The organism is Streptomyces zaomyceticus, assembly GCF_014656215.1.
Lineage (GTDB): Bacteria > Actinomycetota > Actinomycetes > Streptomycetales > Streptomycetaceae > Streptomyces > Streptomyces zaomyceticus.
The window spans coordinates 1-23,049 of record NZ_BNBZ01000036.1 but is presented as its reverse complement, the minus strand read 5'-3'; the positions used below and the strand labels follow the sequence as shown (position 1 = coordinate 23,049).

Sequence of the window (23,049 nt, the reverse complement as noted above, 5' to 3'; positions counted from 1 at the left end):
GCGCTGTGCATGATCGTCGGGAGGCTATTGATGTTCACAGGATCTAATCAATACCGTGACTCGCCCACCAGTTCGACCTTGGTGAGGTGCACGCAACGACGCGCTGTGCCCCGCTTTGTAGGGGACGAACAGCGCGTCACACGCCCAAAACGTCATCCCTTCATGACGCGGTCCTGCATCTCGCATCGGCCGCCCATGGGGGAATCCATTCTTCCGATCACTCATTCTTGCGAGGAACTTGACCCATGCATTACCAACCTGTCCGTCATGCGAACAGGCGGATCCGCCGGAGACCGCTTCACAAACTGTTGTCATCCGCGATCATTGCCGCACTTGCCGCACCTGTACCCGCATGGGCCCAGGAACCCCTACCCGCGGCCGCGAACAGCATGCTCAGCGCCCAACAAGAGGCCATCACCAAGGGCCAAGAAGTACCCATCGACGCGCTCACCACAGAGACAACCCAGATCGTTGCCAACGCCGACGGCTCCTTCACCAGCACCACCACCCTCATGCCCGTCCGCGTCCGCAAGGACGGCAACTGGGTACCGGTCGACGCCACCCTGCACTCCAACGCAGACGGCAGCTGGTCGCCCACGGCCACCCCGCACGGCGTGTCCCTGTCCGGCGGAGGCACCGGGCCGGTAGTCCGTCTCCACCACGACGACGGCACCACACTCGCCCTGACCATGCCGTTCCCCCTGCCGACTCCGACCGTGTCCGGAGACACCGCGCTCTACCGCTCCGTCCTGCCCGGCGTCGACCTCTCCGTCTCCGTCACCGACCAAGGAGGCTTCAGCGACGTACTGATCGTCCACGACGCGGCCGCAGCCTCCGACCCGCGGATCAAGGAACTGAGCCTCGGCGTCACCACCCAGGGCCTCGCGGTTGGACCGACCGACTCAGGGGGCATGGAGGCCAAGACCGCCGGCGGGACCCTGAACTACATCTCGCCTCGTCCGATCCTGTGGGACTCCGCTCAGCCCGCTCAGGCACTGGCCGTCCCTACCATGGCCGCAGCACTGATGCGGCAGACCGAAGCGTCCCCCGACCAGAGACTCGCGACCGACTCCGATACTCCCTCCGCGGATCCCCCTGGTGCCTCCTCGGTAGACGGCCCAGGCACGGGAGCCCTGGTCGACCCGGTACCCATGACGGCCACGCCGTCCACCGTCACCCTGCGCCCCGACCCGGCCGTCCTCGCCGACCCGGACACCGTCTACCCGATCTACATCGACCCCTACACAAACCCGGTCTCCAGCAAATCCGGCCACTACACCGAGGTGTATTCCAGCTCCCAATGCGCCGACAGCCCCCAGTACGACAAACCGCAGTCCAACGGGGAAGGCGTCGGCTACCAGCGCTGGGGCGGTGCCTGCGGCACAGGACTGGAACGCTCCTACTACGCCATCAACACCAGCGGCCTCGCCCCTGAGATGGTCGTCTCTAAGGCGATCATCTCCATACCCTCGACCTATGCCGCCAGCTGGGACTGCACCAAGAACCAGCCCATCACGCTGCACACGACCGGCGCCATCAGCGCATCCACCGACTGGAACAGCAAGCCCGCCACCCTCGACGGCACCTACGCCGCCGTCAGCACCACCATCCCCAGCGCCGCCAACTCCGGCAGCAGCTGCAGCAACCACACCGCCAGCTTCACAGTGACCACTCAGGCACAGAAAATCGCCGACTCTGGCACGGACTGGTGGACTGTCGGCCTCTTCGGCGACGAGTCCCTCTCCAGCAGCAACGACAACTACCTGCGGCTGTCCACAGTGATCACGCTGATCACGACCTTCGACATCCCGCCAAACAAGCCGAGCAACCTGTACACGACCCCCTCCGCTGCAGGTGCTTCCGGCCCCTGCGTCACCAGCACGGTTGGCTGGATCGGCGCCACGACTTATTCGGCAGCAGGAAGCAACCTCCAACTGCACGCCACGATGACGACGAACCTCGTCGGTGAACTGGCCAACGCCAACTACGCGGTGTGGGACCGCACCGTCCTCACCAACGGAAACTTCGCCGTCGTCTCATCACCCACCAGCCCCTACCTCGCTTCCGGCACCGACGCAGACGTCCCCATAGGCGTCACCCTTAAGGACGGCCACGAGTACGGCTGGGACGTCTACGCCAAGACCAACTCGGCAGCTCACCTCACCTCACCCGTCTCCTCCCATTGCTGGTTCCGCACGGACTTCAGCCCCCCACGAACCCCGGATGTTGCCGCCAACGCCTCATTCCCACCCGTCGGCAACGGACCCGGAAACCCACTCGTCTACGCCGGGCCCGGCCGCACCACCCAGTTCAGTGTCTCCGCAGCAGATCAGGCACCTGCCGCGACCTGCACCCCCGGACCCTGCCTCAGCAGCGGCATCGACCACTTCACCTGGCGGCTCGACAGCCAGCCGACCCCCCAGACAGGCACAGACGTGCCAGTCAGCAGCACCGACGGATCGGGAACCTCAACAGCCAAGATCACCATCCCCCTCACCGCCTGGGGAGTGCACACCCTCTACGTAGCCGCCGTCGACAACGCGGGCAACCTCTCCCAAGCCCCCACCAGCTACACCTACACCGTCCCCTGGAACCCCGACACCAAGATCGCACCCGGCGACGTAGGCGGCGATGGCATACCCGACCTCCTCGCCACCACCCGCACCGGCGACCTCGTACTGCTGCCCGGCAACACCGATTCCGCTCAAGCAGTCACCCCCGCCAAGACCGAACCGCTCACCGACCCCACCACCCCGGCCGGCGGGCCCGCAACTGTCTCCACCCCCGCCAAGTCCCCAGACGGCACAGGGTGGAACAACTACCTCATCGCCCACCGCGGCAACCTCCACGGCGCCGACGTCGACGATCTGTTCGCCTTCAACAAGCAAACCCACCAGCTCTACACCGTCAGAAACGACCTCGACCCGGCTGCCGACAGCGGCTGGCCCAGCACGCCGTACTCCACTTACGGCGGCTTCATGGGTAAGCGATCCAGCGTCATATCCAAGGAACCCTGCGAAAGTGCCGAGTGGGTCGAGGACAGCACACGCTGCCGAACCGCCGGCTACAACGCCAGCACCTGGAACATCGAGCAACTCGTCACCCCGGGCAATCTGTACGGCAACACCACCAACTTCCCGGCAGTGATCACTGTCGAGGACAAGCAGCTGTGGATCTACCAAACCGACGGCGGGGGACACTTCAAAAACCCCCTGCTACTCGGTGACGGCGACTGGTCCGGCTACACGCTGCTCGGACCAGGTACGGTCGGCGGCGTCCTCACCACAGGCACCGACGGCAAGGGCGCCATTACCGGCGGATCCCCCGTCCTGTGGGCCCGCGATGACACCAGCGGCACCATGCACACCTTCCCGATCGCCATCGACCCCAACACCCTCATCCCCACCCTCCTCCACGCACCGGTACGCACCACCTTCACCTCTGTCATCACCGTGCCGGGGGGAGGTAAACTCTGCCTTGACGCCTACGGCGGCGGCTCGACAAACGGAACCAAGGTCCAGATATTCGGCTGCCACGGCCTCGGCTCGCAGCAGTGGACACTGATGTCAGACGGCACGATCCACGCACGGGGCGGCGGATGCCTCGACGTCTACGACGGCGGCTCGGCAAACGGCACCAAGGTTCAGATCTGGACCTGCCACGGGCTCGGCTCCCAGCAGTGGACCGTCGGCGCCTCCGGCAGCCTGGTCAACCCGAACTCCGGCAAATGTCTGGACGACCCGGCCGGCAGCACCACCGCAGGAACACAAATCCAGATCTACACCTGCAACGGATCAGCGACCCAGAACTGGACCACCGCAGCTGTAACCGGATGGCAAGCCCACCCGGCAACCCCCCTCGCCCCCGTCCTTCCACAGGCCAAATACCCCGCGGTCATGTCCCCGGGCGACCTCAACAGCACAGCCGGCGGCCCCGACGGCCACCCTGAGCTCTACGCCGTCGACACCTCCGGCCAGCTTGTGGAATACACCGGCGCTGTACCTCAAGGCACGGTCGCCGCATTCACCGCACCCACCTCACTCGGCGCGGTGGCTAACACCGCCACCCACGGATGGCGCCTCCAGGAAGGCGCCGGTACCACTGCAGCCGATGACCCCGGCAACCTGCCTGCCACTCTTGCAGGCGCATACACATGGACAAATGACGCCACACGCGGAAAGGCGCTCCAGCTCACCGGTACCACCGGCTATGCGGCCACCACCGGCCCCGCGGTGAACACTTCAGGCAGCTTCACCATCTCAGCCTGGGTCAAACTCGGATCACTGACCAGCAACTCCACCTTCGTATCCCAGTCAGGCTCAGCAGGGGCCGTGAGCGGATTCCAGCTCTACTACTCCTCTGGCGCCAAGGCATGGGCTTTCGGACGCCACACCGACGGCACCGCAACGGCGTCCTTCTCCGCCGCCTACGCGCTCGGGACACCGGTCGTGGGTGGTCGCTGGACCCACCTGGTGGGCGTATACGACGCCACGACGAACCAGATGTCGGTGTACGTCGACGGTCACCTCGCAGGGACACACGCATACGCGGGCGCCGAGTGGAACGCAGACAGTGCAGTGCAGATCGGCCGCAAAGTCTACAACGGCGTCTACGGCGAATACGCCAACGGTGCAGTAGGCGACATACGCGTCTACCCGACCGCACTGCCCCCGGCGAACGCCGCAGCCACAGCCGAGCTGCCAGGAATCAACCAGATGGCCTGACAGGAGGCAGGGGGCGGCACGCGACTGTGCTGCCACCCCCTGCCTTCAGCAGCAGTCCCCTCCAACGGGAGGGGCCACTGAGCCCGTCACCCGGTCACACGCTGCCAAGAAAGAGGCGAAAAGGATCACAGCGGACCGCTGCTGCGAAGTGGGCCAGCATCCCTTCCTCCCTCAGCTTCCCACGGCGCCGCATGATCCGTAGAGTGCCGCCCCATGCCCCCGAAACTCACGCTGGCGCTGCGGTTCTACGCCCCCCTGGTCCTCGGCACCGTCGTGCTCGCTGTGCTCCACAAGGCCAAGACGGGGGAGTGGACATTCCCCGTCTACTTTGCGGTTCCCATGTTCGCGCTGGGCACTGCCGGCTTCTTGTACAACTCCAACCCCGAGCGCGCCGCTCGACTCCAGGAGCGCAGGGCGGCAGAGCGCAGCGGCACGAAACCCCGCGGCTGAACTACCAGCCTGAATACCTCTGGGAGTTCACCGAGGACAGGATGTGGGGTCAGGCTCTCAGAGGGCATCTGATCTAGGTAGTTGGTGTTTTGGGATATTCTTGTGACTGCATGTCGTAGTGCTCGTTGTCCGGCACGTGACACCTCGACGTGCGTATCGCAGTGACGTCTCCGATGCCCGCTGGGCTCTGATTGAGCCCGTCTTTGTCGCCTGGCGGGCCGCCCGGTCAGGGCCCGGAACGGCAGCGCGGGTGCATGACCTGAGAGAGATCGTGAACGCGATCCTCTACGTCAACCGCACCGGGATCCCGTGGGAGTACCTGCCGCACGACTTCCCGCCGTTCAAGACCGTCTACGACTACTACGCCAAGTGGGAAGCGGACGGAACCACCGAGCAGGTCCACGATCTGCTGCGGGACAGGACCCGCCGGGCGAACGCCCGAACGGCGGAACCGTCCGCGGCCGTAGTGGACGCGCAGAGCGTGAAGACCTCGGGCAATGTCGCCGAGACCAGCCAGGGCATCGACGCCGGAAAGAAGATCAAAGGACGCAAACGCCACCTGATCACCGACACCCTCGGCCTGGTCCTCACCGTCCTGGTCACCGCCGCCTCCGTCCATGACTCCGCCGGCGGCAAGCAAGCACTGTCCGAGCTGGCCGCGGCCCATCCGGGTGTGACCAAGGTGTGGGCCGACGGCGGCTATCAGACCAGCGTCATCCAGCACGGCGCCGGCCTTGGGATCGATGTGGAGGTGGTGCAGCGGCCGAAAGAGAAGGGCTTCCAGCCGCTGCCCAAGCGGTGGGTGATCGAGCGGACCTTCGGCTGGCTGATGCAGCACCGCCGCCTCGCACGCGACTACGAGGCCCTGCCTCAAAGATCCCGAACGATGATCCACTGGGCGATGGCTAACAAAATGAGCCGCGAACTCACCGGAGAATCCACACCAACCTGGCGAATTGAAAAGGACATTCCACTTACACCAGCTTGAAAGCTGATCAGATGCCCTCTTAGCGTCGTCGCGGAGCCCTTGTGGAGCAGCCGGTGCTGGGTCCGTCGGGTAGAGGACCGTGTTGTGGTGGAACTTCGTCGGCCGCACGGACGAGGAGATCCGCGAGGCGAGAGAGGCCTGGATGACAGGCGACCGCTTCGGCGAGGTGAAGGGGTACGACGGGGGCCGACTGGACGCGCCGGAGGTCCCGGCGACCCAGCTGAAGGCGCGGGGGCGGATGCGCTGACCTGGGGTTTTCTCCTCGCGGCCGATGTTCGCAGCAGGCTCGTTCGGCCGTGCCTCCGACTTTCGGCGTGCCACCGGGAGGGATGGTTTCGCACCTTCTCTCGGTGGCGCAGCCAGCGCGGCGCGCTTCTATGGTGTGCTCGTGTGGGAGCAGGTCTGGTCAGCTGAATGCTGACCTTTTGCTGACTCTACTGACGGGTCATCAGGTGTGTTGCCGGGGGCAGTGGCTTCCTCACCTGGTGGTCGCGCAGCGATCTTGCATGCCCAGCCTGCACCCCGAGACAGCGCCGATCATCGGACCGCCGTGTCCTCAGCGCCACTGCTTGTGCATCATGAGCGGATGGAGAGCCCAGGCGAGTTGCCCATCGTGATGATCACAGCCGATCGTGGTTCGGACGCCCTCCTATTGGTCAGGTCCGACGGCAAAGAGGCGCGGCTGCCGCTGCCTGGCCCCTTGTTCGAACCGACAAGTCTGCTGTCTCGGATCTCCTACCCGCCGACCTTCGAAGGCTTGGTTGTGGAGACTCTCGAGGGCGACAGCATCGTGTTCGAGCTCCCCCGGCCTGACCGAGCCGACCAGTTGGCCGGACGGCTCGTCGTCTATCTGGATCAGAACAAATGGCGCCTCGTGAGCGACGCGATGAGAGGGCAGCGGAGCGGGACGGCGGATGATCGAGTCGCGGCTCTTCAGCTTGCACAGTGGTCAGCGGAGCGCAAGATCATCCTTCCTGCTTCGTCGGGGCACTACTACGAGACGACCAAGTGGTCGAACGCGGAGGGGCGCTACCGTCTAGGTCTGTCCATTCTTCAGGCCAGCAGGGGATGGCAGTTGCGGGATCCGCTGCAGGTGTGGAGGGATGAACTCCGTCTGATGTTCCGTGCGCAGATCGGGCAGTCTGAGGTGACGGCGCCGGTCGTGACGTTGGAACCGAACTCGCTTCATTCCACCGCGAGAGGCTTCGTTCCTGCCTTGGCGCCGGCGGATTTTCCACCGAGGGCAGCGTTCCAGCACGAGGCGCTTGTTTCTGCCGTGAGTTTGATCGACACCATGCTGGACTCGGAAGGTGGGGAGCGGGGTCCTGAGCTTGGCTGGACGGAGGCTAACCAGAAATTCAGTGACTGGCTGGACACCCAAAGCGGCGATGCTCAGCAGAAGCGCAAGGCGATCGACGCCTGGCTCCTCAGCGACCTGCGGAACAAGGTGGCCGAGGAATCCTTTGCCGCAGGAATGACGCCGGAGCAGCTGAAGGAATGGGGCACCGGCTCTCAGCCCGTCCAGAAGATGAGCTCTCTTCCGGCTCTGGGTCTCTTCCGGGAGATGCTCCATGAACGTCACCTCAACCGTGGCACCAGATGGATGCCAAATGACGTGATCGACATGGTCTATCTCTCGTGCGCGGCCGGCTACGCCGACTTCGTCGTCTGTGAGCGGCAGATGCGTGAGCCACTGGCGCGGGGGGCGAGACGGCTCGGGCGAAGCACTCAGGTCTTTCGGAGCCTGGCCGAAGCGGTATCTGCTGTGGAAACGGCGCTTGGAACCCGTCCAGGAGCTGGCGATGCCAGGTCGTCGGCGTAAGGCGTCCTGCCTGCGTCCGCGACCAGAGCCGGTGTGCCTTGCAAGTGGCGTTGCAGCCGTCAGACCGCGTGGAAAGGTCTCGCCTCGGCGTGTGCTTGCCTGGGCCGTTGCCGTGCATGCCTGGAGCGATCTTCCTTCAGGCATGGGGCCACCGCCGGATGGGGTGTACGGACGCCAGTGCGCGTAGCATGAATAATCATGGATCTCATTGCACGCGTGCGCCGGGCGATGGATGAACAAGCCATCCATCCAACGGAGTTCGAGCGTTGCGCCTGCGCGCTCCTGCAATCACAGTATCCGGGCCTGTCCGCGGTCGAGGGTGGGCATGACTTCGGTCGCGACGCCGACATCTACTTCCCATGGGGACCCCAAGACGCGGACGCCCGTGGGCGCCTGCTCGTGACTACGGGTGATCCTGTGGCGAACCTGCGCACGGGCCTTCGTCGTATGAGTGAAGAGGGCGTGCAAGCCGATCTGATTGTGATGGCCTGCTCACAGCCTGTCGACGCTACCAGGCGCGCCTCCTTGGACCGGTTGTGTGCAGATCGTGGCCTCCCCGCGCCGCACATCTATGCCCGGGACTGGTTCGCTTCGCGCTTGTCCAAGGAGCCGATGTGGAGGTTCCACCTCCTCGGCGTCAGAGGAGAGCTAGAGGCCCTGCTTGACCGGCCGCTGGAGCTGCCGGAAGACGGCGCTGAGCACACCGATCTCCTTGGCCGAGAGGCGGATCTGGCCAAGCTCGACGAGGCCGTCACCAGCGGCCGGGATGTCGTGTTGGCCGGCGTGCCCGGTGTGGGGAAAACCCGGCTCACCGTTGAGCTCACAGACAAGGTCGCCTACCTGGAGCAGGCGCAAGCAGATCGCATCCTGGCCGAGCTACTGACTTCTTGCCCTGCCGCCGTGGTCGTGGACGATGCCCACACTCGTATCAACGAGATGCGTGTGCTGCGGCGGGCGCGCCACAGTGCGGAACATGCTTTCGCCATCGTCGCGACCACCTGGCCCGACAGAGCAGACGAGGTGACGGCGGCCCTGCCCGGCGCTGTCCGCCTTGACATCGACCTGTTGGAGCGATCCGACATGAACGCCCTGGTCACCTCTCTGGGCGTCACTGGGCACCGGGCCCGGGCGGCAGTTCTCGACCAGGCGGCTGGACGACCGGGGTGGGCCGTCACCTTGTGCCAGCTGTTCACAACGGGTGAGGGAGGCCAGGTAGCCAACGGCGCAGCACACCTGGCCAGGGTAGAGCGCCATCTCCGCCGTATCACCGAGACCGAGACAGCCGTCGACGTTCTGGCCTGTGTAGCGGCCCTGGGAGGGGCTTCAAGCGAGACGCTATACGCGCTTGCGCCGCTCGTCGGCGAGCCGCCGGCCAGAATGTCCGGCCTGATGGAGCGCCTTGCGCGCCACGGCCTCGTGGAGACGGTGCACGACGTCTGGCGGCTGCAACCAGCCCTGCGCGCGCCACTGATTGCCCGGTGGTTCTTCACACGTCCGGCAAACAGGCCGTGGTCCACTCTCTGCGACGCCTTCCCCACCAGGAGCCGCGACCTCGTCTCCGCCGCCATATCCGCAGCCCGCGTCTCAGTCTCCTCGGACGCTCGGACGGCAGTCGAGAACTGGGTGCGAGCCTTGCCCGCAACGACCGAATGGGACACCGGCACCCTCTCGTTGGTGCCCGAATACGCCCGTCTGGACCGAGAGGCTGCACAGTTCGCGGTCACCCAGGCTCGTGCGATCCTCGCCGCCCCGCGTGACGAGCCAATGAACGCCACCATCACGGACCGACAAGCTGACGCAGCTGCTCGGCAGCTCGCACAGTCGGCGACGCAGTATCTTCTGCCTGAAGCCATAACCGCTCTGCTCGACCTTGCCGTGGGCGACGAGCGCCCGCGACACTCCACCCCGCAGCACCCACTGCGTGTGCTCGACGACGTGGCCAAAACGATCGACCCGGACTTCGGAACCGTATTCGAGGTTCGAGGGCTGCTGTTGAGGCCCGTCCTTGAGTGGCTGCGTACTCACCGCTCTCCAGCTGACTGGGGTGTAGCCACCGAGGTGCTCGCAAGCATCTTCTCCGCCGAAACGTCTGGGACTTGGACTGACCCCGGTAGTCCCAACACGGTCACACTCGCCCGGGGCGTGGAAAGTGCCGAAAACCTGGCCCGTCTCATCTCCTTGTGGGACCAGGTGGCGCCCGTGATCGAGGAAACCGAACGACAGGACGGCCTGAACAGCGCCCCCGCCGCGGTTGTTCCTCTGCTGGACCTGGCCGGCTCATGGGTACGGCTCGGTGCAGGATTCGGTCCCCACAACAGCGAACCGAGCAGGGAACAGAAGAACCAGGGAGCGAAGGGAGGGGCTCGCATGCTGGCTACCCTGCATCATCTGCTCCAGGCCTCTCCCGGCCTCGCTCTCCGTGCTCGACGCATGCTCAACGCCGCATACGCGCGGACCGGCGACGAGGGAAGCAACCTTCCGGCACTGGACATCGATCCAGATGTGGAGTCCTTCATCGGCTGGAGTCGTCGGGACGCCACGGGCCACCAGGACGAAACCGCCCCAAGCAGCGTCCGCACAGTGGAATCTCTCGCCCAAAGGATTGCTGCCCTCGGCCCGACAGCCGGAGTCGCGCGATTCATCGCCTTGGCCGAGCAATCCGAGCTCGCGGGAGACCGCGGAGGCGGCACCTGGGTCGCCGACCAGATGGTGCCTCACCTCATCGACCCCGCCGCCTGGCACGCAGCGGCAACGGCAGCTGGCAGCCCGCCGATTCATCGAGCCGCACTGAGCCGATGGCTCACGACTTCCCCCGACACGTTGTCTGCTGAGGTCCTCACCTCTGCGCTGGATGATCCCCGCTTCAGAACCGGCGTCATCTCCACCGTCCTCGGACGAGGTACAGACGACACTGCTGCCCAGCTCGTGGTCGCGAAGATGCGCGCCGAAGACGCCTGGCTGCTTGACTCGATCTTCCTCCGCGACGAGCCGCACGAGGTACTGCACCGTCTGCTGCGCCACCCGGACGCTGTCGTCGCCGGCAGCACGGCGGTCATCTTCGCCGTCGGACAACCCTACGGCCCTTCGCTACCGGACGTATGGCGAGCTGCCTGGTGTGATGCCGTACGCCGCATCCGCCCCGAGGGTCTACCTCAGCACGACGAGTGGCGTGCCAGCCAACTCCTTGCCCACCTTGCCGAGCACGACCCCGATCTGCTGGAAGCGTGGTACACCGCGCGCCTCGACGAAATGGCCGAGCAGGGCTATTTCACCGCGCCCGAGCCCCACGGGTGTGAGCTGCACTTGGACCGCCTTCCACAAAGCCATCGCTATCGCCTTACCGTCCGCTGTGTTGACCTTCCACGCATCGGCCACAGCCCACTTGTCCAGCTTGTATGCGCCGACCGCAACCTGGCAGAGCAGCTCATCAGGGATGACGTAGTCACTCCCGACAAGCTTCTCGAAGCCCTCGTGGGCCAGCGGAACGAAATACTGGAAAGCCTCGGGCCACTTCTCCTCGACCACGGCGTACCCGCCGCACACATCGCGGCCGACGTCGCGTGGGTCGATTCATGGTGGGGAGAGGATTCGGCCAGACACCAACATCTCATCGACTACTTCACAGACCTCTCCATTCGCGTCCCGGCTCTCGCTGCCGTCGCCGAAGCGGGTCGTGCTCAGCAAGAGGAGCTGCTGCGAACGGCGGAAAGGAAAGAGCGCGCTGCACGAGTGCAGGGGCGCTGAGCGAGGCCGGCACAAGGGCTTGAGGACGCACGCTGGCGATCATCGAACGGCATACGCGCAGACCAGAGAGGCTGTGCAGCTCGTCGAGCCTGCCGGGGCGGGGTGTTGGTGAGCCATGGGCAGCGGTGGCTGCCCGGTTCCTCATGCTCAGGGAGTGAGGAGATCTTCTTGAAGTCCTCGCCCTCGGGGCGCTGACCTGCGCAGATAGACCTCCAAGGGGCGCTGGCCTGCGACTTTGCTCCTTTCCAGAGCTTTCACGATGACACCGCGTTACGCGGCCGATTCTCCCCAGACGCTCCCCAAGGCGGCTTGATTCTCCCCAGGTTCTCCTCAGCTGGCGCTGCTTCGGCAGGAGCACAGCCCCTGGTCAAGGCTGGTTCTCGGCTCGGAAAAGCGGCTACGCACAGTGTCAGGGGAGGAGCATGATTGTGTCGTGCGTGTCTGAACGGTCTGTCTCGGCGGGAGCCCTTGGTCAGTGTCCAACGGTTCGTGCCCTTGCCGTCCAGGGCGGGTTCGTCCTTGGTTGTTGTCCGAACGTGCGTCGTGGGTTCATGAGCATGCTCCCGGAGGTGCCTCGCTGGTTAGTCGGCGGGGCTCCTTTGTCGTCCTTCATCGGCTCGCTCGGGTGCAGATGAAGCACGGAGTTTCTTTGGCGCTGACGCTCTCGGGTGAGGTGGCTGCAGTGATGGTGGTCATGCGGTTGGGCCGCAGCGGAGGACGGGAGTGCGGGAGCTGCTGGGGCTCCCAGACGGCCGCCCCGTGCTCAGACTCGTCTGGGTCATGCCGAGCCTTCCGTGATGCAGTGGGGTTCCTCGCCTCGGCCGTTTTCAGAACAGCGAGGGAATTTGCGCCTGGCTCCTGAGGAGGAGCCTGTCGGTCGCAATTCCTTCACTGGTCAGCCTCGCGGTCCGGCAACGCCGCCGCGTACATCGCCTGGCTCCAGCTCACCCTCGCCAAGGAGGAAGTCGCGGTAGGCGAGGCGCCGAGGAGTGTCCCAGACCGTGGCTTCACCACCATTGTCGAGTAGGGCCATTCGAAACCGTGGACGTCAACGACTCGGTGCTCACAGAAGGGGGTCGCGGACGAAGGGGACCCGCGCACAGCGTCGCGTGTCAGAGGAGTCATGGCAGAGCTTGCTCTGTCCAGATCGTCTTGCCCCGCAGAGCGGGCCTGTAGCCCCATCGCTGGGTGATCTGTGAGGCGATGTAGAGTCCGCGCCCTCCCTCGTCCGTGTCGTCGGCGCGCCGGAGTTGGGGCGCCGTGCTGCTGTCGTCGGTGACCTCGCAGATGAGCGCTCGGTCACGGATCAGGCGCAGTCCGATCGGCCCTGTCGCGTAGCGGACCGCGTTGGTGACCAGTTCGCTGACGACGAGTTGGGTGGTGAACTCGAGTTCACCCAATCCCCAGGCATTCAGTCGAGCGGAGACGAGTTCGCGCGCGTCCGCGACGGCGGTCGGGTGGTTGCGCAGGGTCCAGGAGGCTACGTGCTCGGAGTCCAGCAGCCGGGTGCGGGCGAGCAGGAGGACCGCGTCGTGCTGCGTCAGCTGGGCGGTGAGAACCCCGAGGATGGCATCGCAGGCGGCCTGCAGGTCGCGTCCTTCGGCCCGGAGTTCGTCGCGGAGGCGATCCAGCCGCTCGCCTCTGGTGCTGTGGGGGCTGGCGTCGCGCAGTGCCGTGTTGTAAAGGACGAGGACACTGCCCTCGGGAAGGTTCTGTCGCACAGCGCTGTACCGGGCCAGGCCCCGGCCCAGGAGCGGCCCGTTGGGGATGTCGACGACTTCCATCGTGCCGTCGGGGTAGGCGATCACCGGCGGGGGGTGGCCAGCGCTCGACATGACGCACTGTCCCGATACCGGGTCATAGACTGCGATGAGGCAGCTGGCGCGCATGGGGCTGTCCTCGGGAATCTCCTGTGCGAAGCCGCGCATCTCGCCGCCGAGGCGAGTGACGAGGCCGTGGAGACGCTCGAGCAGCTCGTCGGGTGGCAGATCGAGATCCGAGAGGGCGCTGATGGCGGCGCGCAGCTCACCCATTGCGGCTGCCGCATGAAAGCTGCGCCCGGCGGTGTCTCCCGCCACGAGCGCGACGCGTGCGCCGGACAGGGGGATGACATCGAACCAGTCCCCGGCGGAGCCCGACGGCAGGTAGCTGTGCGCCGTCTCTACAGCCGATTGCATGGGCACTTCGGGCGGGCGCAGCCCCAGCTGCAAGATGCGGGTGGCGGATGTCTCTCTGGTGTGCAGTCGAGCGTTGTCCAGACACAGCGCGGCACGGTCAGCCAGTTGGACGGCGAGCGTGAGATCGTCCTTCTCGTACGTGGTGGTCCTGCGAAGACGGTAGAAGCAGGCGATTCCGAGCACGACGCCCCTGGCGGAGAGGGGAACGATCATCAGGGAGTGCACCCCGGCCGACATGAGCCGCTTCCGCAGCTCCGGCTCTCTGCCGGCCAGCTCGTGGTCGGCGTTCAGGCTGGTGATCAGTCGCGGGCGCAGGTCTGCGAGAGCCTGCTGGTACGACGGACTCAAGGAGACGTCGCTCATCTGTCCCACCATCGCCCCGTATCGCTCCTGGTCGTCGGCGTCGGCGCGTCCTACGCGCCTGAGTGGCGGGTTCCGCGCTGCTGCGCCAGGTTTGGGCGCGTCGCCGCGCAGCACCGAGTCGATGACGTCCACGGTGACGATGTCCGCGAGATCCGGTACGACCACGGCGGCGAGTTCGTGGCCGATGCTGAATACATCCCGGGTGGCTCCGAAACGGGCACCGGCCTCGTCGAGCAGGCGGAGGCGCGACTCGGCGCGGGTACGTTGGGTGACGTCGAGAGCCATCGCGGCCAGGCCCAGCACGGCACCCTTCTCGTTGTGCAGGCGGAACCAGGAGACGGACACCACGGCGTCGAAGCGTGAGTCCCGAGGGTCTCGGACCAGTAGCTCGATGTCACGCACCGGCAACCCTGTCTCCAGGACACGTCGCGCGGTCGACTCGACGGACTCCGGATTCTGGATGTGGAGGCGCCGCAGTACCTCGGCCAGCGGTTGTCCGGTCATCTCTCTCCGAGAGGGAATCGCCGGGCGAACCGTGTGCTGGGTTTGAACCGTACGACCCGGAGGTCCAGGTCCAGAACGTGCAGGCCGAAGGGGAGCTCAGGGAACAGGGTATCCAGCACTGCCTTGTCAAGCCCGTGGACCGCCGAGCTGTCCGCGTACTGAGAGCTCCCCATGACACCCTTTCCCTGATAGGGCCCGGCGGCCCCCGGAAGGACCTCCGATTGCAGTGCCGCAGGGGAGATCCGCTATCCGACGAACTCCGCGGCCGCTTCTGCGATCAGGTCGGTGACAACGGTGGGACGGGACGCCGGCGAGGCGCGGCCGGCGTCATGCTCGATGGTCCTGTGGAAGGTGTCGCGCTTGATCCACCGGTCACAGGAGGATCCGTTGACCACGACGAATGCGGGGCTTCTCGGCCATGAGAATCTCCTTGCCTGTCTGCATGGGCGGCTACACCCACGGTACGCAGTCAAGGGCTCCGCTCGCGCGCCATGTAGTCCATCCGTCGATGTCATCGGGGCGGGTCGTCGGAGGTGACGGCGGTGGCGAGGTTCTCGTACTGGGCAACCGTGGTGGCCCTGCGGTCGAGGATACTGCCGAGCCAGCCGAGCGCGAAGCCGGCGGGAATGGTGACAAGCCCGGGGTTCACCAGGGCGATCATATGGAAGTCCAGGTCCGGGAAGGCGGCCCTGGGCGAGCCGGAGATGAGAGGTGAGACGGCCAGCAAGGCGAGGGTGAGTGCGCCCGCGCCATAGACGCACCAGAGGAGACCTCGGCGAGTGAACCCGCGCCACAGGAAGGTGTACGCGAGCGCGGGCGTGAGAGCGGAGGCGGCGAGCGTCATGGCCAGGGTCGAGAGCACGAGCAGGTTCCAGCCCGCGGCCGGCAGAGACACCGCGACGGTGACAGCGCCCACGACCGCCGCCGCCCAGCGGGCGAGGCGGTCCTGGTGAGGGACGCCTTCTGTACCTGGCCGCGGGCGGCGAGGCAACAGGTCACGGGCCACCGACGTCGCGGCGGCGAGCATGACGTCGGCGACGGTGGTCAGCGCGGTGAGGAACACCACGCTGAACACGGCCGAGACGAGAAGGCCGCCAGGATTGAGCACCTGGGCGACTAGTAGCAGGGAAATACTGCCTGTGGGATCAACCTTGCTCAGCGCCGGGCTGCCGAGGATCGCGGCGGCGCCGAGGCCGATGATCAGGAGCAGGGCCGAGATCGCGATCAGCTGCCCGACGGCCCAGCGCATGGCTGTGCGCGTCGCCCGCCCGGCCGGCGCACCGAGGACCCGCATCGTGACGTGCGGCAGGCAACACACCGCCAGTGCCACGGTGATGAGCTGGCCGAAGCGGTTCGCCGCAGCCGTCGGCCCGTCGCCGTACTGGACACCCGGCCCCAGGAAGGCGTTCCCCAGACCGCTCCCCGCGGCAGCCGCGCCCAGCAGCCGTTCGGGATTCCAGCCGAAGCGGTCGAGCACCAGAACAGCCGCCGCCGCCATCACCATGAGCAGGACCAGCACCTTGACGAGCTGCACACGGCCGGTGCCGCGCACCCCGCCGCTGACGGCGAGGGACACGACGAGACAACCGATCACGAGGATGCACGCTGTCTTCGCCCCGCTGCTGGTCAGGCCGAGGACAAAGGCCGACAGCGACCCGATGGCGGAGAGCTGCAGCACCATGTAGGGGATGCAGACGCAGAGCGTCACCACCCCCAGGGCCAGACGGACCGACCGCTCGGGAAAGCGGTGAGCGAGCGCGTCGCCCACGGTGTACCCGCCGGCCCTGCGCAGGGGCTCCGCGAACAGCAGCGCCAGCAGCACGATGCCCATGACGACCCCGAGGGAGAGCATCATCCCGTCGTAGCCGGTCAGCGCGACGAGCCCGATAAGGGCCATGAGGGTCACGGCGGAGAGAGCGGCTCCGCTGATGACGAGGCCGCTGCGCCAGGCCGGCTCCTCGCGTGACCGTGAGGGGAACATCGCGGCGTCGTCGTCTCCGACCCCGCTGACGACCCACAAGCAGCCGCACAGGCCGAGAAACGCCGTGAGAACGGCGAAGAACGAGTCCGGGGCGTCGAAGGACGCCGCCGCTGTCACGACAGCCTCCGGTCGTGCCTGATGTCCAGGCGTTCCGACTCGCGCCTGTGTCCCGTCAGCACCCAGCCGACCAGCAGCACCTGGGGGCACAGCAGTACCAGCGCGAGCGAGAGGTGCCCGGCCACCGGCTCGGCCAGGGCCTCCGGCGCGGCGGATGCTGCCAATGCCAGCAGGACATAGCCACCGACCGCTCGGCCCGCCCACCGGCCCCCGACCGTGGTGATCGCCGCGAGAAGGTCTCCGGCGTCGGTGGCATCTCCGGCAGGGGCGCCGGATGGCTGGGGTGCTGGAGTGGGAGTAAACATCGGAGCGGGTCGCGGCCGGCCGGGATACGTCAACGTGACTCCAAGGGGGCAGAGGAGGAGGTGCGCGGGCACACCACGCGCACCAGCCGCCGCAGCATGCGCGGCGGGAGGGCGCCGCGTCCATCGAGAAGGGGGGCAGTCCCGCGGATCGTGTGCATTGTGTGCGCGGTCCCACAGGGGGTCCGCCGCCTTGTGAGCAGGCACATCCTTGTCGGCGTCGCCGGTGTGAGCATGCCGTTCCCTGCCGGGAAGTCCGTCTCGACCATGTCACCAGCACCTAGACACGATGGTTATCAGAGATTAACTTGACCGCCACTTGGTGAAGCCGTTGCCGATTCCATCCACCTCCCCCAACGGCTGTGCCCCTTGCACTCGCGTGCCGATTCCCAGGGGTCCACGGCCATCTCGACAGGCATCAGGAGCACAGGAGTTCCCCATGAGCAGAGCGTGGCCGAAGAGCATGCCCCAGTCCCTGGACTACCCCAACGCCGGAATCGACCAGCTCCTCGCCGGGGCCGCCCGGTCCTTCTCCGACCGGACCGCCGTCCGTGACGGTGAGGAGAAACTGACCTTCACGGAGCTGCACGATCAAGCATTGCGTGTGGCGAACGGACTGCGTGAGCTCGGAATCACTACGGGCGATGTCGTCGCCATGCATATGCCCAACTCGCTCTGGTACGTCGTCGCGTATTACGGCGCGATCTGCGCCGGAGCGACCGTCGCCCCGGTCAATCCCGCCCAGCCGACCCGCGCGCTCAGCGAGCAGCTCCAGGACGTCGATGCCAGGGCGGTCGTCACCCACCCGGCCTGCGCCGCCGCGCTCGTCGACGTCGACGCCCCCGGCGTACAGTTCACGGTGCACGTGCCCGGTACCGCCGCCGCGCCGGCACCGGCCTCCCCGCCGGCCTTCGGTCAGGGGGGTGTGCCCCTCGCGGAGCTGCTCGCCTCCGCACCGCTGACCGGTGGCGTGACGGACCCGGAGCAGGTCGCACACTTCCAGCTGACCGGCGGCACCACCGGCCGCTCCAAGGCTGTGCGGGTACTGCACCGCAACGCCGTGGCCGCCGTTCTCCAGGCGGCCTGTCTCCGCTCCGCGACACTGCCGGAGCAGGACGAGGAAGGCGGCGTGTCCCTTCGGCCGATGCCCGAGGCTCTCAACGCGTACGCCCTGCCGGTGGGTGACGGTGCCACCATCGCCGTCGCCCCACTCTTCCACGGAATGGGGCTGATCACCCAGAGCGTCAACCTCGTCCTGGGGCAGACCACCGTCATGGTTGCGGGTTTCAACCCGGATGCCTTCCTCGCTGACGTGGAGCGCTACGGCGTGACCGCGATCACGGGATCCCCCGCGATGTACTACGCCCTGCTCGCGAGTCCGGCCCTCGACAAGCACGACTACTCCCGGGTGCTGATGGCCGTCTCGGGAGCGGCGCCGATCGACACGAAGGCGCTGAGCCGCCTTGCCGAGGTCTTCCCGAACGCCCTGGTATGCGAGGGGTACGGACTCACCGAGGCGAGCATGGGGCTCGCCGGTGCCCCGCCGAACCCGACCGTCGCCACCCCGGTGGGCAGCGTCGGCATCGCCGTATTCGATACCCGCATCGAGATCCGTTCGCCGGACGCGAAGACCGTCCTGGCGGCGGGGGAGACGGGTGAGGTGTGGGCGAGTGGCCCCCAGGTCGCCGACGGGTATCACGGGCAGCCCGAGCTGACGGCGGAGCAGTTCGCCGACGGCTGGCTGCGCACCGGCGACATGGGGCGCCTCGACGAACACGGCCATCTGTTCCTCGTCGGACGCGCCAAGGACATGATCATCTACAAGGGCTACAACGTCTATCCGCAGCCTCTGGAGGAGATCCTCTGCAGCCATCCGGCCGTGGCCCAGGCCGCGGTCGTCGGTGCCCCCAGCGAGAGCGCGGGCGAGGTCCCGGCCGCCTTCGTCGTGCTGCGCTCCGGCGTCGAACCCGGCGACGGCTTCGGTGTCGAATTGATGGGGTACGTGGCGGAGCGCGTTGCGCCGTACCAGAAGGTCCGTGAACTGCGGGTGACCGACTCCCTACCGCTCACCCCCACCGGCAAGATCCTCAAGACCGCGCTGCGCGACCGCCTCACTGAAGGTGCCCCCGCCGGCGAATGAGGTAGGGGGTGGTGCGCCTGCGGCGCGGGGGATCCTCCCGGCCGCAGGCGTAGTCGGCCGCTGGTTCTATGCGCGTAACTTCCGTGGCCAGGTCGCGGGCGACGGGCTGCTGACCAGGCCGGACGGCGCGCGTTGTGTCCCGCGGCAGGAAGCTGAGCTTTCGATTGTGACCACCCATATGAATCGGGCCGGACCCGGTCAGGCGGTGTGTGAAGTGTTGTCCGACCGGGGCGACGCCTGGAATATGATCCTCCGATTCGCCGTCGGACACTCCCCTCGCACTGGATGGAAACCTCTTCAGGCATGTGCCAGGCGATCTTCCGGATGCGGTCCCCATATCCAGGAGTCACGTTGAACAGACCTCGAACACCCCGCGACACCGGAGGCTGAACGACCTCGCCGCGGTCCTGGTGGGCGTGTTCGCCCTCGCCCTCCCCGGCCCCGCCTCGCCGGCTGCCGCGGCCGCCGAACCCGGCCTGAACACTCCGGTCGCCACGCTCGACGCGGCCCTGCACTGCCCCAGCTCCTTCGCCCATCCCGACCGCGAGCCGGTGCTGCTGGTCCACGGCACCAGCTCCACCTCCGACGAGAGCTGGGGCTACGCCCCCGCCCTGCGCGACGCGGGCTACGACGTTTGCGGCGTCGACCTCACGAACAGATCGATGGGCGACATCCAGGAGTCCACCGAGTACGTTGTCCACGCCGTCGAAAGGATCAACGCGATCACCAGCCGCAAGGTCGACGTCATCGGTCACAGCCAGGGCAACATGCAGATCCGCTGGGCGCTCAAGTGGTGGCCGAGCCTGCGGGGCAGGGTCGAGGACGCAGTCTTCCTGGCAAACCCCGGCCACGGTATCGGCGCCGGCAACCTCTTCTGCGCCGCCCCCCTGTGCTCCCGCGTTGCACCAGTTCAGCGTGGGATCCATCGTGCCCGTCACGACCGCGTCCGTGAGCGGTGCCGGGAACACCTCGATGCAGAGCGCCTGCCCCGGCCGTGTCGTGACCCGATTCGGCTTCCTGTACGGCTCGGTCGCCTACCGGCTGGTCGTCGACACGCTCTCGTGCTCCGACGCGGCCGACCCCGCCCGGCTGCCGCTCGGCAAGTGCCTGGACGTCAACCTCCCCGGCGTCTCGCCCGCAGAGGCGACCGCGGCGACCGGAGTCGCCGCCGCGAACATGAACGCGGAGCTCCTGAACGCACCAAGGTCTGGTCCGAACCCTCCCTGCGGGCCTACGTCCTGTCCTGACCCCGCCCCCTCCGTCAACGGCCCGCGCCACCGAGCGGCGCGGGCCCCGCTCGTGCTGGCGCCGCCTCGTGCCGGCGCATCGTGTCCAGGCGACCCCCGCGTCGGCGCGCACTGCACTGATGCATGCCGGCGAGCTGCAAGAGGAGGCAGGCGGATGGCTCCCGAAGACGGTGACGGGGGGCAGCCGCCACGACGGTGGGCCCGGCCCGGCCCGTAGGCACAGGGGAAGCCCAACCGGCCCCGGATCTGACGCGTATTGGCTCCGGCGTTCCCCTATGGGCGGCGTGTGCCCGCAACGCTGACTGACACCGACCGGCGGCCTCACCGTCGAGCCGGTCGCCGACCAGCTCGCGACCCACCCCGGGGATCCTGCGGTGGAGCCTCGCCCAGGAGGGCACGTCGTTCGCCGAGCTTGTCGACGGCCTGGGACGCGAGGGGGCCGAACGCTGTCGACGCGACACGGACATTCTGCCCGGCCGCAGCGTGGAGAGCGCCCTCGCGCGTGCCTGCCAACGCTGGTTCGGCACTTCGACCCTCAGCGCACCGTCGTGCTCTGAGGGTCGTACAGGGGTCAGAGGTCCGCCTGCGCCGGGGCGGTCTTGTTGAACATGTATCGCGCGATGCGCCACCCGTCGGAGGTGCGGGCGAGGACGAACAGCTCTCGGTTCTTCTCCGGACTCCTCGTCCCGTCGGCGTGGACCGTCACGTGGCCGGCGGAGCGCGTCACGGCATGGGCGGTGTCGCCGTCGACTCTTGCCCCTCTTGCGGGACGGGGCGGCGATTGTCGAGCCGATGGTTGCAATAACAATCATTGCGAGGCGTATCATTCCCTCATGGTCGAAAAGAATCTCGACGCGACACGCGAGCAGGCATGGCGGGCTCTTCTCAAGGGGCACGCGCTGCTCGTGGCACGACTCGACGCCGACCTTCAGCACGAAGCCGGGATGTCACTCACCTCCTACGACGTGCTCGTGCAACTGTCGGAGGCCCCCGACCGTCGCCTGCCCATGGCCGAGCTCGCCCGGGCCGTCGTGTATAGCCGGAGCGGGCTCACCCGCCTGGTCGACGCCCTCGAGCGGCGCGGATGGGTCGTACGTGAGCGCAGTAGCACCGACCGCCGTTCGTGGTTCACGGTGATCACCGACGACGGTCTCGCCGCCCTGGAACGGGCGTGGCCCGTCCACATCGCGGGAGTACGTGAGCACTTCGCCGCGCACGCCGATCCCGACCAGGCCCGGGCCCTCGGCGCCGTCTTCGGCGCCGTCATCGCCGACCTCGCGCCCGACGTCGAGGAACTTCGCCACTTCCACCCGCAGCGATCCGAGGAGCCGAAGACATGACCAGAACCATGCGTGCCGTCGTTCTCGACCGGCCTGGGGGCGTCGAGCACCTCCAGGTGGTGGAGCGGCCCGTACCCGAACCCCCTTTGGGATGGGTGCTGATCAAGGTCGAAGCCTTCGGCCTGAACCGCTCGGAACTCCACACCCGCCTCGGCCTGGCCGAAGGCGTTACCTTCCCCCGCGTCCTCGGCATCGAGGCCGTCGGCACGATCGAGGCCGACCCCGGGGGCCTTCTCCCGAGGGGCACGCAGGTCGCGACCATGATGGGCGGTATGGGCCGCACCTTCGACGGTGGCTACGCGGAGTACACCGTCGTACCGGCTTCCCAGGTGATCCTCTTCCGCTCCGAACTGCCCTGGGAAGTCATCGGCGCCGTCCCGGAGACCCTCCAGACCGCCCACGGCTCCCTCAGCGTGGGCCTCGACCTGGACCCCGGACAGTCCCTGCTCATCCGGGGCGGAACGTCGGCACTCGGCCTCACCACGGCCACGCTCGCCCGCGAGCGCGGGGCGACGGTCCTGTCCACCACGCGTGACCCCGACCGCGTCCAGGTGCTCGCCGAGCACGGGGTGCACCATCCGCTCGTCGACGACAGCAGGATCGCCGCACAGGTCCGTGAGCTCTTCCCCAGGGGCGTCGACGCCGCGCTTGAGCTGGTAGGGACGCCCACCCTGCCCGACACCCTGAGGGCGACCGCAGTGCACGGAACGGTCTGTTTCACGGGAATGCTGTCCAACCAGTGGACCGTGCCCGACTTCTACCCGATCGACTACCTCCCGCGGGGCGTCCGCTTGACCGCCTACTCGGGGGAAGCGGGCGACCTGCCGGCCGACGTCCTCCAGCACCACCTCGACGACATCGCCGCCGGAGTCACCACCTCCGGCCCACTTCACGTCTACGCACTCGACGACATCCGGAAGGCTCACGACGATCTCGAGCACGGCCGGCACGTCGGAAAGCTTGTCGTCCGCTGTGGATCCGAGTGAAGATCGGCGATGGCGCCGGGACGAACCGACCCATCCATGTCGTGTCGGCGGTCAGAGTCGAGGGCAGCCCCGACATCTCGGTGCTGCGGCCTGACGAGGGTGCCGAGCGCTGAGCGCGCATCCTGCCCGAGCGGCTGCGGGCCCGTGCCGCCGGATGGCGGCAC

13 protein-coding genes and 1 pseudogene are annotated in these 23,049 nt (G+C 67.1%); 10 read left to right on the top strand and 4 right to left on the bottom strand.

Translation table 11 applies throughout. The features are described 5' to 3' along the window. Positions 1 to 389: 389 nt before the first annotated feature. From IE311_RS37145 to IE311_RS31370, 6 genes and pseudogenes are all read left to right on the top strand, one after another. Positions 390 to 4,724 carry a LamG domain-containing protein gene (locus IE311_RS37145; RefSeq protein ID WP_189835251.1) on the top strand — a complete coding sequence of 1,445 codons (4,335 nt, stop codon included), beginning with the start codon at positions 390 to 392 and terminating at the stop codon, positions 4,722 to 4,724. A 213-nt stretch (positions 4,725 to 4,937) separates the two neighbouring features. Beyond that, positions 4,938 to 5,174 carry a hypothetical protein gene (locus IE311_RS31390; protein ID WP_189835250.1) on the top strand — a complete coding sequence of 79 codons (237 nt, stop codon included), beginning with the start codon at positions 4,938 to 4,940 and terminating at the stop codon, positions 5,172 to 5,174. A gap of 136 nt (positions 5,175 to 5,310) precedes the next feature. Continuing rightward, entirely contained in the window at positions 5,311 to 6,162 is an 852-nt protein-coding gene (locus IE311_RS31385; RefSeq protein ID WP_189835280.1) for an IS5 family transposase, read from the top strand. Positions 6,163 to 6,241: 79 nt separating this feature from the next. After that, positions 6,242 to 6,409 (top strand): annotated as a pseudogene (locus IE311_RS31380) (pirin family protein); the annotation flags it as partial. 339 nt (positions 6,410 to 6,748) lie between these two features. Beyond that, the gene (locus IE311_RS31375; protein WP_189835249.1) at positions 6,749 to 7,984 is read left to right on the top strand and encodes a hypothetical protein; all 1,236 of its coding nucleotides are present in this window, start codon (positions 6,749 to 6,751) and stop codon (positions 7,982 to 7,984) included. 198 nt (positions 7,985 to 8,182) lie between these two features. Continuing rightward, the gene (locus tag IE311_RS31370; RefSeq protein WP_189835248.1) at positions 8,183 to 11,728 is read left to right on the top strand and encodes a hypothetical protein; all 3,546 of its coding nucleotides are present in this window, start codon (positions 8,183 to 8,185) and stop codon (positions 11,726 to 11,728) included. Between the two features lie 1,121 nt (positions 11,729 to 12,849). Here IE311_RS31370 and IE311_RS31365 read toward each other — a convergent pair. From IE311_RS31365 to IE311_RS31355, 3 genes are all read right to left on the bottom strand, one after another. Next, entirely contained in the window at positions 12,850 to 14,772 is a 1,923-nt protein-coding gene (locus IE311_RS31365) for an ATP-binding SpoIIE family protein phosphatase (protein WP_189835247.1), read from the bottom strand. 511 nt (positions 14,773 to 15,283) lie between these two features. After that, complete coding sequence (locus tag IE311_RS31360; protein WP_189835246.1) at positions 15,284 to 16,870, bottom strand: sodium:solute symporter family transporter; 1,587 nt, start codon at positions 16,868 to 16,870, stop codon at positions 15,284 to 15,286. Then, complete coding sequence (locus IE311_RS31355) at positions 16,867 to 17,034, bottom strand: hypothetical protein (RefSeq protein WP_189835245.1); 168 nt, start codon at positions 17,032 to 17,034, stop codon at positions 16,867 to 16,869. The genes IE311_RS31360 and IE311_RS31355 overlap by 4 nt, the downstream gene beginning before the upstream one ends. A gap of 577 nt (positions 17,035 to 17,611) precedes the next feature. On the opposite strand from IE311_RS31355, the gene IE311_RS31350 reads away from it, so the two are divergent. Beyond that, on the top strand, positions 17,612 to 19,312 hold the full coding sequence (locus tag IE311_RS31350; RefSeq protein WP_189835244.1) for a class I adenylate-forming enzyme family protein: 1,701 nt from the start codon (positions 17,612 to 17,614) through the stop codon (positions 19,310 to 19,312). A 416-nt stretch (positions 19,313 to 19,728) separates the two neighbouring features. Then, entirely contained in the window at positions 19,729 to 20,559 is an 831-nt protein-coding gene (locus IE311_RS31345) for an esterase/lipase family protein (RefSeq protein ID WP_189835243.1), read from the top strand. A 571-nt stretch (positions 20,560 to 21,130) separates the two neighbouring features. On the opposite strand, the gene IE311_RS31340 is transcribed toward IE311_RS31345, so the two are convergent. Further along, a complete protein-coding gene (locus IE311_RS31340; protein WP_189835242.1) occupies positions 21,131 to 21,286 on the bottom strand; it encodes a hypothetical protein in 156 nt (51 codons plus the stop codon). Between the two features lie 106 nt (positions 21,287 to 21,392). On the opposite strand from IE311_RS31340, the gene IE311_RS31335 reads away from it, so the two are divergent. Then, positions 21,393 to 21,899 carry a MarR family winged helix-turn-helix transcriptional regulator gene (locus IE311_RS31335; protein WP_189835241.1) on the top strand — a complete coding sequence of 169 codons (507 nt, stop codon included), beginning with the start codon at positions 21,393 to 21,395 and terminating at the stop codon, positions 21,897 to 21,899. Next, on the top strand, positions 21,896 to 22,885 hold the full coding sequence (locus IE311_RS31330) for a zinc-binding dehydrogenase (protein ID WP_229902283.1): 990 nt from the start codon (positions 21,896 to 21,898) through the stop codon (positions 22,883 to 22,885). The genes IE311_RS31335 and IE311_RS31330 overlap by 4 nt, the downstream gene beginning before the upstream one ends. The last annotated feature ends 164 nt before the right edge of the window (positions 22,886 to 23,049 follow it).

Coding starts and splice junctions, on each gene's coding strand:
- IE311_RS37145 (WP_189835251.1), top strand. CDS start 390: ATGCTCAGCGCCCAACAAGAGGCCATCACCAAGGGCCAAGAAGTACCC.
- IE311_RS31390 (WP_189835250.1), top strand. CDS start 4,938: ATGCCCCCGAAACTCACGCTGGCGCTGCGGTTCTACGCCCCCCTGGTC.
- IE311_RS31375 (WP_189835249.1), top strand. CDS start 6,749: ATGGAGAGCCCAGGCGAGTTGCCCATCGTGATGATCACAGCCGATCGT.
- IE311_RS31370 (WP_189835248.1), top strand. CDS start 8,183: ATGGATCTCATTGCACGCGTGCGCCGGGCGATGGATGAACAAGCCATC.
- IE311_RS31365 (WP_189835247.1), bottom strand. CDS start 14,772: ATGACCGGACAACCGCTGGCCGAGGTACTGCGGCGCCTCCACATCCAG.
- IE311_RS31350 (WP_189835244.1), top strand. CDS start 17,612: ATGAGCAGAGCGTGGCCGAAGAGCATGCCCCAGTCCCTGGACTACCCC.
- IE311_RS31335 (WP_189835241.1), top strand. CDS start 21,393: ATGGTCGAAAAGAATCTCGACGCGACACGCGAGCAGGCATGGCGGGCT.
- IE311_RS31330 (WP_229902283.1), top strand. CDS start 21,896: ATGACCAGAACCATGCGTGCCGTCGTTCTCGACCGGCCTGGGGGCGTC.